General features: G+C 73.8%; 11 protein-coding genes. All 11 read left to right on the forward strand.

What is annotated here, in order from left to right; all coding sequences use genetic code 11:
* Positions 1–95 precede the first annotated feature (95 nt).
* The 11 genes from KJP73_RS17725 (at position 96) to KJP73_RS17775 (ending at position 12,326) form a co-directional block, all read left to right on the forward strand.
* Positions 96–1,109 carry a tRNA (adenine-N1)-methyltransferase gene (locus KJP73_RS17725; RefSeq protein ID WP_213284273.1) on the forward strand — a complete coding sequence of 338 codons (1,014 nt, stop codon included), beginning with the start codon at positions 96–98 and terminating at the stop codon, positions 1,107–1,109.
* 119 nt (positions 1,110–1,228) lie between these two features.
* Positions 1,229–2,857, forward strand: a complete 1,629-nt coding sequence (arc, locus tag KJP73_RS17730; protein WP_213284206.1) for a proteasome ATPase — start codon at positions 1,229–1,231, stop codon at positions 2,855–2,857.
* A gap of 112 nt (positions 2,858–2,969) precedes the next feature.
* Entirely contained in the window at positions 2,970–3,578 is a 609-nt protein-coding gene (locus KJP73_RS17735; protein WP_213284207.1) for a DUF4956 domain-containing protein, read from the forward strand.
* Entirely contained in the window at positions 3,575–4,342 is a 768-nt protein-coding gene (locus KJP73_RS17740; RefSeq protein WP_249669514.1) for a polyphosphate polymerase domain-containing protein, read from the forward strand. The genes KJP73_RS17735 and KJP73_RS17740 overlap by 4 nt, the downstream gene beginning before the upstream one ends.
* Positions 4,343–4,391: 49 nt before the next feature.
* Complete coding sequence (locus tag KJP73_RS17745) at positions 4,392–6,233, forward strand: carbohydrate-binding domain-containing protein (RefSeq protein WP_213284208.1); 1,842 nt, start codon at positions 4,392–4,394, stop codon at positions 6,231–6,233.
* 115 nt (positions 6,234–6,348) lie between these two features.
* A complete protein-coding gene (dop, locus tag KJP73_RS17750; RefSeq protein WP_213284209.1) occupies positions 6,349–7,992 on the forward strand; it encodes a depupylase/deamidase Dop in 1,644 nt (547 codons plus the stop codon).
* Positions 7,993–8,145: 153 nt separating this feature from the next.
* The gene (locus KJP73_RS17755; protein WP_146837158.1) at positions 8,146–8,340 is read left to right on the forward strand and encodes a ubiquitin-like protein Pup; all 195 of its coding nucleotides are present in this window, start codon (positions 8,146–8,148) and stop codon (positions 8,338–8,340) included.
* A gap of 18 nt (positions 8,341–8,358) precedes the next feature.
* Positions 8,359–9,207, forward strand: coding sequence for a proteasome subunit beta (gene prcB, locus KJP73_RS17760; RefSeq protein WP_213284275.1), 849 nt, complete (start codon positions 8,359–8,361; stop codon positions 9,205–9,207).
* On the forward strand, positions 9,204–9,929 hold the full coding sequence (prcA, locus tag KJP73_RS17765) for a proteasome subunit alpha (RefSeq protein WP_213284210.1): 726 nt from the start codon (positions 9,204–9,206) through the stop codon (positions 9,927–9,929). The genes prcB and prcA overlap by 4 nt, the downstream gene beginning before the upstream one ends.
* A 10-nt stretch (positions 9,930–9,939) precedes the next feature.
* Positions 9,940–11,301, forward strand: a complete 1,362-nt coding sequence (pafA, locus tag KJP73_RS17770) for a Pup--protein ligase (protein WP_213284211.1) — start codon at positions 9,940–9,942, stop codon at positions 11,299–11,301.
* A 119-nt stretch (positions 11,302–11,420) separates the two neighbouring features.
* The gene (locus tag KJP73_RS17775; RefSeq protein ID WP_213284212.1) at positions 11,421–12,326 is read left to right on the forward strand and encodes an FKBP-type peptidyl-prolyl cis-trans isomerase; all 906 of its coding nucleotides are present in this window, start codon (positions 11,421–11,423) and stop codon (positions 12,324–12,326) included.
* The last annotated feature ends 1 nt before the right edge of the window (position 12,327 follow it).

Consider the following 12,327-nt stretch of genomic DNA (forward strand, 5'->3'; position numbering starts at 1 on the left):
CCGCACAGAGCCGACGCCGGCGGCGTAAGATGTGAAAAAGAGACGGGGCCGGGGCGACGCCCGCCACCCCGACCGGCGCCGACCAGCGCCGCGGGCTGCTGCGTGAGGGGGAGCGCGTCCAGCTGACGGACCCCCGCGGCCGCCTGCACACGATCACGCTGGCGCCGGGCGCGACGTTCCACACCCACAAGGGCTACTTCCGGCACGACGAGCTGATCGGCGCGCCCGAGGGCACCGTCGTGACGAGCAACGGCGGCGTCGAGTACCTCGCCCTGCGTCCCCTGCTCAGCGACTACACCCTCTCGATGCCGCGCGGCGCCGCGGTGGTCTACCCGAAGGACGCGGGCCAGATCGTCGCGATGGCCGACATCTACCCGGGCGCCCGGGTCGTCGAGGCCGGGGTCGGCTCCGGCGCGCTGACCCTGTCCCTGCTGCGCGCGGTCGGCGACGGCGGCCGGCTGCACTCCATCGAGCGCCGCGAGGACTTCGCCGCGATCGCCCGCGGCAACGTCGAGACGTTCTTCGGCGGCCCCCACCCCGCCTGGCGGCTGTCCGTGGGCGACCTGTCCGACGTGCTGCCCGTCGCGGAGGCCGCCGGCGAGGTCGACCGGGTCGTGCTCGACATGCTGGCGCCGTGGGAGAACCTCGACGCCGTCGCCGCGGCCCTCGCACCGGGCGGCGTGCTCATCGCGTACGTGGCGACCGCCACGCAGCTGTCCCGCCTCGCGGAGGACGTCCGGGCCGACGGCCGGTACACCGAGCCGCAGGCGTGGGAGTCGATGGTGCGCGGCTGGCACCTGGAGGGCCTGGCCGTGCGGCCGCAGCACCGGATGATCGGCCACACCGGGTTCCTGCTCACCACCCGGCGCCTCGCGGACGGCGTCGAGCCGCCGCTGCGCAAGCGCCGCCCCGCCAAGGGGTCGCAGCCGGGGGAGGCCGCGCTGGTCGACGACGCGGGCGACGTCGTCAGCAGCCGCTCGTTCCAGGACGTCCCCGACGCGGAGTGGACGCCGGAGGCCCTCGGCGAGCGCGCCGTGTCCGACAAGAAGGTCCGCCGGGTGCGCCGCGACGTGGGTCAGGGCCCCGAGCAGGTCGGACCGCAGGACTGACCGCAGGAGGAGCCGCGCGCCCGGCGAGGCGCCCGTCCTGCGATTGACACGTGTGGTTAGGGTTCCCCCACGAACACCGCACACCGCCGTGAGGTCGACCCGCGATCGGAGGTACCGCGATGACGGAACCGACAGCACGCGACCTGCAGCGCGAGCTCGCGCTCCTGGCCGCCAAGAACGAGCGCATGTCCGACGCGCTCGTGGCGGCGCGTGACCAGATCATCGAGCTCAAGCGCCAGATCGACGACCTCGCGAAGCCCCCGGGCACGTTCGCCACGTTCCTGACCGCCCGCGAGGACGGCACCGTCGAGGTCGTCTCCTCGGGCCGCAAGATGCACGTCGGTACCAGCCCCGCGATCGACGTCCACCGGCTCCGGCCGGGCCAGGAGGTCATGCTCAACGAGGCCCTGACCGTGGTCGAGGCCGGCGGGTACGAGCAGGTCGGCGAGCTCGTCACCGTCAAGGAGCTCCTGGGGCACGACCGCGCCCTGGTCGTCGGCCGCGGCGACGAGGAGCGGGTGGTCCGCCTCGCGGGGCAGGTGCGCGACGGTTCCGTGCGGGTCGGCGACGCGCTGACCGTCGAGGCCCGCAGCGGGTTCGTGTTCGAGCGGGTGCCGCGCGCCGAGGTCGAGGACCTCGTGCTCGAGGAGGTCCCCGACATCGACTACCGGGACATCGGTGGCCTGGGCCCGCAGATCGAGGCCATCCGGGACGCCGTGGAGCTCCCGTTCCTGCACCCGGAGCTGTTCCGCGAGCACGGGCTCAAGCCGCCGAAGGGCGTCCTGCTGTACGGCCCGCCCGGCTGCGGCAAGACGCTGATCGCCAAGGCGGTCGCGAACTCGCTCGCCGCCACGTCGGCCGCCGCGCGGGGCGAGGAGCTCACCGAGGCGAAGTCGTACTTCCTCAACGTCAAGGGCCCGGAGCTGCTGAACAAGTACGTCGGCGAGACCGAGCGGCACATCCGGCTGATCTTCTCCCGGGCGCGCGAGAAGGCGTCGCAGGGTCACCCCGTGGTCGTGTTCTTCGACGAGATGGAGTCCCTGTTCCGCACCCGCGGCACCGGCGTGTCCAGCGACGTGGAGACGACGATCGTCCCGCAGCTGCTCGCCGAGATCGACGGCGTGGAGCGCCTGGAGAACGTCATCGTCATCGGCGCGTCCAACCGCGAGGACATGATCGACCCCGCGATCCTGCGGCCCGGCCGCCTGGACGTGAAGATCAAGATCGAGCGCCCCGACGCCGAGGGCGCCCGCGAGATCTTCGCGAAGTACCTGACCCCGGACCTGCCGATCCACGCCGACGACCTCGCCGAGCACCACGGTTCCGCGCGCGCGGCCGTCGAGGCGATGATCTCCCGCGCCGTCGAACGGATGTACTCGGAGAACGACGAGAACCGGTTCCTCGAGGTCACCTACGCCAGCGGCGACAAGGAGGTCCTGTTCTTCAAGGACTTCAACTCCGGCGCCATGATCCAGAACGTCGTGGACCGTGCGAAGAAGTCCGCGATCAAGGACCTGCTCGCCACCGGCCAGCGTGGCTTGCGCGTCGAGCACCTGCTGACGGCGTGCGTCGACGAGTTCAAGGAGAACGAGGACCTGCCGAACACCACCAACCCCGACGACTGGGCGCGCATCTCCGGCAAGAAGGGGGAGCGCATCGTGTTCATCCGCACGATCGTCCAGGACAAGAAGGGCGAGGAGGCCTCGCGCCGGATCGAGAACGTCACGAGCACGGGGCAGTACCTCTAGGTCGCCGATCCACACGCGGCCCTGACGCCCCGCACAGGGGCGGCACAGCAGCAGGCGGCTGGATGGTCGTACCCGGTTCACCGGGCGTTCATCCCCGACCCGCGAGGTGCCCATGCCTGCCCCTGCCCTGTTCGCCGCCGACCTCGTCGCCATCGGCGTCCTGACGTTCGCCCTGTACTTCCCGCGCCACCGGAGGCGTGACCTCGTCGTCGCCTTCCTGGGGGTGAACGTCGGCGTCCTGGCCGTCGCGGGGGCGCTGTCGTCCAGCACCGTCGGCGCGGGGCTCGGGCTCGGGCTGTTCGGCGTGCTGTCGATCATCCGGCTGCGGTCCTCCGAGATCGACCAGCGGGAGGTCGCGTACTACTTCGCGGCGCTGGCGCTCGGGCTGATCGGCGGGCTCGGCGGCTCGCTGGGCGTGACCGCCCTGGTGCTGATGGCGCTCGTCCTCGTGGCGCTGCTGGTCGGCGACCACCCGCGGCTGCTGCACCGGTACCGGCAGCAGGTGGTCGTGGTGGACCGGGCGTTCGGCGACCACGCCGCGCTCGTCGCGCACCTGGAGCGGCTGCTCGGCGCCCGGGTGCACAGCGCGACCGTGCAGCGCCTCGACCTGGTGGACGACACGACGGTCGTCGACGTCCGGTACGCCGAGCTGCCGCGCAGCGCCCCGGTCGAGGAGCTCGTCGTCGTGACGCCGTCCGCGCTGTCGGCGGTGTCCCGGTGACCGGCGTGGCCCTCACGCACCTGCGCCCGATCGACCTCGCCGAGCTGCAGGAGACCGCAGCCCTGCAGACCCGCGTCGACCGCAAGTACGTGCTCCCGCTCGCGGCCCTCCCCGCCGTGCTCGACTCCCTCCCGGACGGCACGCGCCGCCTCGTCATCGACGGCCGGGACACCTTCGGGTACGAGTCGGTCTACTTCGACACCCCGGACCTCGACGCCTTCCGCCTCGCCGCCGGACGACGCCGGCGCCGGTTCAAGGTGCGTACCCGCACGTACCGGGACACCGGCGGCTGCTGGCTCGAGGTGAAGACCCGCGGCGCCCGCGGGACCACGGTCAAGGACCGGCGCGAGCACGACCCCGCCTCCCGAGCCAGCGTGGGCGACGCCCTCGGCTTCGTGCTCGACACGCTGCGCCGGCAGGGCGTCGGCCTGCCGGAGATCGACGGTGGGACCGTGCTCCGGCCGACCCTCACCACGCAGTACCGGCGCCGCACCCTGCACCTGCCCGACGGTGCCCGCCTGACCGTCGACACGGGCCTCGAGTGGCTCGGGCCCGACCCGTCCGGGCCGAGCGCCGCCGTCCCCGCGCACGCCGTCGTCGAGACGAAGAGCGTCGCGGGTGCGTCGAGCGCCGACCGGGCGCTGTGGGCGCTCGGGCACCGCCCGTCCCGCATCTCGAAGTACGCGACCGGGCTCGTGGTCCTCGACCCGGCGCTCGGCGGCCGGCCCTGGCGGCGCACGGTGCGCCGCACCCTGGCCGGCTGACCGCCCGCCTCACCCGACTCACCCGCCTCGACCACCCCTGGAGATCCCCGTGCGCCGTCCCCGTCCCGTCCTCGCCGTCCCCGCCGTCCTGCTGAGCCTCCTGCTGACCGGCTGCGCCGCCGACGCAGTCGCCGACACCGTCTCCGGGTCGGGCAGCGCCGGCACCACCGTGGCCGCTGTCCCCGCCGGCACCACCGCCGAGGAGGTGCTCGCCGCGAACACCGACGTGCACGACGTGCAGGACGCGGGCAGCACCACCGCCATCATCTCGCTCGAGGGCGACACCGCCACGACCGACGCGGACGGCGTGACGGTGGACGGCTCGGTCGTCACCATCACCGCCGGCGGCACGTACACGCTCAGCGGCACCCTCGACGACGGGCAGGTCGTGGTCGACGCCGGGGAAGCCGTCGTGCACCTCGTCCTCGACGGGGTCGACCTCACGTCGTCGACCAGCGCGCCGCTGGTGATCAGCAGCGCGGGCTCCGCGGTCGTCGAGCTCGCAGACGGCTCGCAGAACGCCCTCACCGACGCCACCGAGTACGCGTACGCCGAGGGGGAGGACGAGCCGAACGCGGCCCTGTTCAGCGCGGCGGACCTCACGATCACCGGCACGGGGGCGCTCACCGTCACCGGGAACGCGAACGACGGCATCGCGAGCAAGGACGGCCTGGTGGTCGAGTCCGGAGACCTCACGGTCGACGCCGTGGACGACGGGATCCGCGGCAAGGACTACCTGGTGGTCGACGGCGGCACGGTCCGCGTCACCGCCGGCGGCGACGGGCTGAAGTCCGACGACACCGAGGACGCCACCGCGGGCTTCGTCGCCGTCGCGGGCGGTGACGTCACGGTGACCGCGGGCGGCGACGGCGTCGACGCGGCGACCGACGCGGTCGTCACGGGCGGCACGCTGGGCGTCGAGTCGGGCGGTGGCAGCGGCGCGACGGTCGCGGACGACGTCTCCGCGAAGGGGGTGAAGGGCACGGTCGTGGTCGTCGTCGGCGGCGGCACGATCACCGTGGACGCCGCGGACGACGCGATCCACTCCAACGGCGCCGTGTCCGTCACCGACGGGGACCTGACGGTGTCGAGCGGCGACGACGGCCTGCACGGCGACGCGTCCCTCGACATCAGCGGTGGCACCGTCGACGTCGCCACCTCGTACGAGGGGCTCGAGGCCGAGGCGATCACCCTGGCCGGCGGCGAGGTCACCGTGGTCGCGTCCGACGACGGCGTGAACGCCGCGAGCAGCGCGACCGGCTCCACCGAGGACGCCCAGGGCGACTGGGCCGGCCCGCAGGGCGAGTCGGCCGGGACGGCGAGCCTCGCCATCACCGGCGGGACCCTCGACGTCGACGCGGGTGGTGACGGCCTCGACGCCAACGGCACGCTGACGATGAGCGGCGGCACCGTCGTGGTGAACGGCCCGACGAACGACGGCAACGGCGCGATCGACGTCGACGCCACGCCGTCGGTCACCGGCGGCACGCTGGTCGCCGCGGGGTCCTCGGGCATGGCCATGGCGCCGGGCACCGACGGGCAGGGCTGGGTCGCCGCGACCTTCGACGCCACGCAGGCCGCCGGGACGACGCTCGCCGTCGTCGACGCCGACGGCACGGTGGTCGCGACGTTCACGCCGACAAAGGACATCAGCTCGCTGGTCGTCTCGGCGGCCGGCCTCACCCTCGGCGAGACGTACACCGTCGTCGCGGGGGCGACCGACGCGGGCGACGCGTTCGCGGGGTACACCGCGGGCGGCGACGCCTCCGGGGGGACCGAGGTGGCGAGCGTGACCGCGGGTGAGCTCACCGGCGGCGGCACGGGCGGCGGGATGCCGGGCGGCGGCGGGGGCGACCGCGCCCCGGGTGCCCGCCCGGGCGCGGACGCCTGACCCCGCGCGGAGTGGAGCGTCCCGCCGGGCACGCCGGTGCGTGTCCGGCAGGGCGCTCCACTCCGGCGCGCGCCGGCCCGGGGTGCCGGCCGTCGCCCGCCGTAGGGTGGCCCGTGTGACCGTGCGCCGCGTGATGGGGATCGAGACCGAGTACGGCGTGCTGCAGCCCGGCCGCCCGAACGCCAACCCGATGCTGCTGTCCAGCCACGTCGTCGCCGTGCACGCCGCCGCCCGGCAGGGCGGCCGGGCGAAGGCGCGGTGGGACTACGACGACGAGGACCCGCTGCAGGACGCGCGCGGCTTCCACCTCCAGCGCGCCGCGGCCCACCCGTCGCTGCTCACGGACGACCCGCAGCGCCCCGCGCCGTCGGGTGACGCCCCGGGCGGTGCCTCGGCGGACGACCCGGCCGCCGACGGCCCGCAGGAGGTCGCGCGGTCGCTGGTCGAGGAGTACGAGGACCCGGGCGCCGCGAACGTCATCCTGACCAACGGCGCCCGGCTCTACGTGGACCACGCGCACCCCGAGTACTCGTCGCCGGAGGTCACGAACCCCCTCGACGCGGTGCGGTGGGACCGGGCGGGCGAGCTCGTCATGCTGGCGTCCGTCCGCGCGCTGGCGTCCACGCCCGCGATGCCGGACGCCGTGCTCTACAAGAACAACGTCGACGGCAAGGGCGCCACCTACGGCACGCACGAGAACTTCCTCGTCGACCGCGCCGTCCCCTTCGTCGACCTCGCGGCGCGGCTGATGCCGTTCCTGGTCACGCGCCAGGTGTTCACGGGCGCCGGGCGGGTGGGTCTCGGGCAGCGCGGGGAGGAGCCCGGGTTCCAGCTGTCCCAGCGCGCGGACTACATCGAGGCGGAGGTGGGCCTGGAGACCACGCTGCGCCGGCCGATCGTCAACACGCGCGACGAGCCGCACGCCGACCCGGACCGCTGGCGCCGGCTGCACGTCATCATCGGCGACGCGAACCTGCTCGAGGTGCCGACGTACCTCAAGCTCGGCACCACGTCCCTGGTGCTGTGGCTGATCGAGCGCGTCGCGTCGGGGGAGGCCAAGGACCTCGGCGCCACCCTCGACCGGCTGTCGCTCGCCGATCCCGTGCGTGCCGTGCACACCGTCAGCCACGACCTCACGCTCACCGAGCGGCTGCCGCTCGCCGACGGCCGCCGGCTCACCGCGATCGAGGTGCAGCGCGAGTACCTGGCGGCCGTCCGCACGGCGCTCGGCCGCGGAGCCGCCGGCGTCGACCCGCAGACCGCCGACGTGCTGGCCCGGTGGGGATCGCTGCTCGAGCGGCTGGCGACCGACCCGGCGTCCTGCGCGCGGGAGGTCGAGTGGCTCGCGAAGCTGCGCCTGCTGGAGGGCCTGCGCCGCCGGGACCACCTCGAGTGGGACCACCCGCGCCTGGCCGCCGTCGACCTGCAGTGGTCCGACGTCCGCCCCGAGCGGGGGCTCTACCACCGCCTGGTCGGTGCGGGCGCGGTCGAGCGGCTGGTCACGGACGCCGACGTGGCCGCCGCCGTCACCGACCCGCCGGAGGACACCCGGGCGTACTTCCGGGGCCGCACCATCGCCCGGTTCGGCGCGCACGTCTCCGCGGCCAGCTGGGACTCCGTGGTCTTCGACGTCCCCGGGGCGCCCACCCTGCAGCGCGTCCCGATGCGCGACCCCCTGCGCGGCACGAAGGCGCACGTCGCGGGCCTGCTCGACTCCTCGCCCGACGTCCGCAGCCTCCTGGCGGCCCTCGGCTCCTGAGCGGTGGCGGCGCTCCGCCGGCCCGTCAATGGCCGGGCGCCCCGCCGTGCACGCGCGCTCCCGTGATGCGGCGCCGACCAGGGCCTAGGGTGGTGCCACTGCGGGCCGCTGCAGCAGCGGCGGCCCGTGCCCGATCTACCGGCGGAGGTGCACATGGCTGGTCAGGAACGCGCTCGGGACCGTCGCGAGGACGACGAGCCCGTCGACGGGCCGGACGTCGAGCAGGCGACCGCCGCCGCCCAGCAGCGCGACGCCGAGGTCGACGCCCTCCTGGAGGAGATCGACGACGTGCTGGAGACCAACGCGGAGCAGTTCGTCCGCGGCTTCGTGCAGAAGGGCGGTCAGTGACGCGTGCCGACGGATCCGCTGACCTCGGCGGGGCGGCTGCCCGGAGCGTTCACCACGCCCGGGTCGTCGTCCTTCGTCGACTTCCTCGCCCAGCACGCCCCCGACCTGCTGCCCGGTCGGCGGAGCCCGCTCCCCGCGGGTGACGTGACCCGCGCGCCCGCCGCCCCGCACGCGACGACCATCGTCGCGCTCACGTTCGCCGGCGGCGTCGTCATGGCCGGCGACCGGCGGGCGACCATGGGCTCGCAGATCGCGTCCCGGGACATCGAGAAGGTCTTCCCGGCGGACGACTACTCCGCCGTCGGCATCGCCGGGACCGCCGGCCTCGCCGTCGAGCTCGTGCGGCTGTTCCAGCTGGAGCTCGAGCACTACGAGAAGATCGAGGGCACCCTGCTGTCCCTCGACGGCAAGGCGAACCGCCTGTCGACGATGATCCGCGGCAACCTCGGGCTCGCGATGCAGGGCCTGGCCGTCGTGCCGCTGTTCGCGGGGTACGACCTGGATCGCGGCACCGGGCGGATCTTCTCGTACGACGTGACCGGCGGCCGGTACGAGGAGCACCAGCACCACAGCGTCGGGTCCGGCTCGGTGTTCGCGCGCGGCTCGCTGAAGAAGCTCTGGCAGCCCGGCCTCGACGCCGACGCCGCGGTGCGGGTGGCCGTCGAGGCCCTCGTCGACGCCGCCGACGACGACTCCGCGACCGGCGGCCCCGACCAGTCGCGGCAGATCTGGCCGGTCGTCGCGACCGTCACCGGCGCGGGCTACCTCCGCGTCGGGCACGAGGCCCTCGGCGAGGTCGTCGCCGCCGTGGCCGCCGACCGCGCCGCGCAGCACGCCCGCGCCCGGCAGGAGGACACCCCCCGATGAGCATGCCGTTCTACGTCTCGCCCGAGCAGCTGATGAAGGACCGGGCGGACTACGCGCGCAAGGGCATCGCCCGGGGCCGGTCCGTCGTCGTCCTCACCTACGACGACGGCATCGCCTTCGCCACGGAGAACCCGTCCCGCGCCCTGCACAAGGTGTCCGAGATCTACGACCGCATCGCGTTCGCCGCGGTCGGCAAGTACAACGAGTTCGAGAACCTGCGCGTCGCCGGCGTGCGGTACGCGGACCTGCGCGGCTACTCCTACGACCGCCGCGACGTGAACGCGCGCGGCCTCGCGAACGCGTACGCGCAGACCCTCGGCACGGTGTTCACCACGGAGTCCAAGCCCCTGGAGGTCGAGCTCGTCGTCGCCGAGGTCGGCGAGGACGCCGCGACCGACCAGCTCTACCGGCTGTCGTACGACGGCTCGGTGGCGGACGAGCGCGGCTTCGTCGTGATGGGCGGCCAGTCCGACCGGCTCCGCGAGGAGATCGTCGACGGCTGGGTGCCCGGCATGCCGCTCGCCGACGTGCTCGCTCTCGCCGTGCGCGTGCTCGGCGCTCCCGCTCCCGGTGCCGACGAGGACGACCGCCGCGTCATCCCCGCCGCGCAGCTCGAGGTCGCGGTCCTCGACCGCACACGCCCACGCCGGGCGTTCCGACGCCTCTCCGGCGTCGTCCTGGAGGACCTGCTGGGGTCGGCGCACACGTCCGACCTGCCCTAGGGAGAAGCTCATGGACCGACGGATCTTCGGCCTGGAGACCGAGTACGGCGTGACCTGCGCCGCGGACGACGGGCGTGGCCTGTCGGCCGACGAGGTCGCGCGCTACCTGTTCCGCAAGGTCGTGGCGTGGGGCCGGTCGTCCAACGTCTTCCTGCGCAACGGCTCCCGGCTGTACCTCGACGTCGGCTCCCACCCGGAGTACGCCACCGCCGAGTGCGACGACTGGCGCCAGCTCGTCACCCACGACCGGGCGGGGGAGCGGATCCTCGAGGGGCTGGTCGCCGACGCCCAGCAGCGGCTCGAGCACGAGGGGCTGTCCGGCCGGATCCACCTGTTCAAGAACAACACCGACTCGGCGGGCAACTCCTACGGCTGCCACGAGAACTACCTCGTGCGCCGGCAGGGCGACTTCTCGCGGCTGTCCGACGTGCTGGTGCCGTTCCTCATCACCCGGCAGGTGCTCACGGGCGCGGGCAAGGTCCTCGCGACCCCGCGCGGCGCCGTGTTCTGCCTGTCGCAGCGCGCCGACCACATCTGGGAGTCCGTGTCGTCCGCGACCACGCGCTCCCGCCCCATCATCAACACCCGCGACGAGCCGCACGCCGACGCCGAGCACTACCGCCGGCTGCACGTCATCGTCGGCGACTCGTCCATGTCCGAGACCACCACGATGCTCAAGGTCGGCTCCACCGACCTCGTCCTGCGCCTCGTCGAGGCCGGGCTGCCGATGCGGGACCTCACCCTCGAGAACCCCATCCGGGCCATCCGCGAGATCAGCCACGACGTCACCGGCACCCACCCGGTCACCCTGGCGAGCGGCCGGACCGTCACCGCTGTCGACCTGCAGGAGGAGTACCTGGGCCGGGTCCAGGACTGGGTCGCCGCCGAGACCGACACCGGGCCCGACGTCAAGCAGGTCCTGGACCTGTGGGAGCGCGGGCTGCGGGCGCTGCGCACCGGCGACCTGTCCCTCGTCGAGCGGGAGCTCGACTGGGTCATCAAGTACCGGCTCATCGAGCGGTACCGCGCGAAGCACGGCCTCGAGCTCGGGGACGTCCGCGTCGCCCGGATGGACCTGGCGTACCACGACATCTCGCGGACCGAGGGCCTGTACAACCTCATGGCCCAGCGGGGGCTCGTCGAGCGTGTCACCACCGACGTCGAGGTCTTCGAGGCCACCTCCGTGCCGCCGCAGACCACCCGGGCCAAGCTGCGCGGCGAGTTCGTGCAGGCGGCGCAGGACGCCCGCCGCGACTACACCGTCGACTGGGTTCACCTCAAGCTCAACGACCAGGCGCAGCGCACGGTCCTGTGCAAGGACCCGTTCCGGAACGTCGACGACCGCGTCGAGCGGCTCATCGAGTCCATGTGACGACGGCCCCCCGACACCTTCACGAGGCCCGACCGGCCTGACCCGGACGGTCGTCCCGGGGGCGCCCGCGCGCCCCGTACAGTGGGCGCCGACCGTGCAGGACCCTCGGAAGGAACGACGTGCGACGTCTCGTGGCCGCGTGCGCCGCAGCGGCGCTGCTGCTGGTGGGGTGCTCCACCCCGGACCCCGCGCCCCCCGAGGTCGTGGTCTCCGGAGAGGCCGGGCAGGCGCCCACCGTGACCTACCGGACCCCGCTGCGGGTGCCCGAGGCCATGCACGAGACCGTGTGGGAGGGCACCGGTCCCGAGCTCGTCGACGGGCGGCCCGTGCTGCTCGACTTCTGGCTCGAGAACGCCTCCGACGCCTCGCTCGTCAAGGAGTCGTACTCCACCAGCCCCACGCCCCGGCTCCTCACCGAGGAGGACCTCGGCAAGGACCTCTACGCGACCCTCTCCGGGGAGAACGTCGGCGCCCGGCTGCTGCAGATGACCCCCGCGTCCGACGCCAGCGCCTCGTCCTACCCGACCGTCACCGTGCTCGACGTCCTGCCGATCCGTGCCGACGGCGAGCCCGTGGCCCCGCGAGAGGGCATGCCCGCCGTCGCCCTCGACGACGACGGCGCACCGAGCATCACGCCGACCGGCACCGAGCCGCCCGCGGACCTCGTCGTCCAGCCGCTGATCCGCGGCACCGGCGACCAGGTGGCCGAGGGCGACGTCATCACCGTCCAGTACACCGGCTTCGTGTGGGAGACCGGCGCCGCGTTCGAGTCCACCTGGACCAACGGCACCCCCGCCACCTTCTCCCTCGACGACGTCCCCGCCTGGTCCGAGGCGCTCGTCGAGCAGGCCGTCGGGAGCCAGGTGATGGTCGTCGTCCCGCCGTCGTACGCCCTCGGTGCGACGCAGAGCGAGGAGCTCGCCGGGCAGACCATCGTGTTCGTCATCGACCTGCTCGCGACCCGTGCGCCCGTGCGCGAGGACGTCGCCGACCCGGGCGCGACCGCAGCGCCGGAAGGGGAGTGAC

This window comes from Cellulomonas hominis, from assembly GCF_901521055.1.
Lineage (GTDB): Bacteria > Actinomycetota > Actinomycetes > Actinomycetales > Cellulomonadaceae > Cellulomonas > Cellulomonas endometrii.

Excerpts from the sequence above, each read along its gene's own strand:
- arc (WP_213284206.1), top strand. The coding sequence starts at position 1,229 with ATGACGGAACCGACAGCACGCGACCTGCAGCGCGAGCTCGCGCTCCTG.
- KJP73_RS17735 (WP_213284207.1), top strand. The coding sequence starts at position 2,970 with ATGCCTGCCCCTGCCCTGTTCGCCGCCGACCTCGTCGCCATCGGCGTC.
- KJP73_RS17755 (WP_146837158.1), top strand. The coding sequence starts at position 8,146 with ATGGCTGGTCAGGAACGCGCTCGGGACCGTCGCGAGGACGACGAGCCC.
- prcA (WP_213284210.1), top strand. The coding sequence starts at position 9,204 with ATGAGCATGCCGTTCTACGTCTCGCCCGAGCAGCTGATGAAGGACCGG.
- pafA (WP_213284211.1), top strand. The coding sequence starts at position 9,940 with ATGGACCGACGGATCTTCGGCCTGGAGACCGAGTACGGCGTGACCTGC.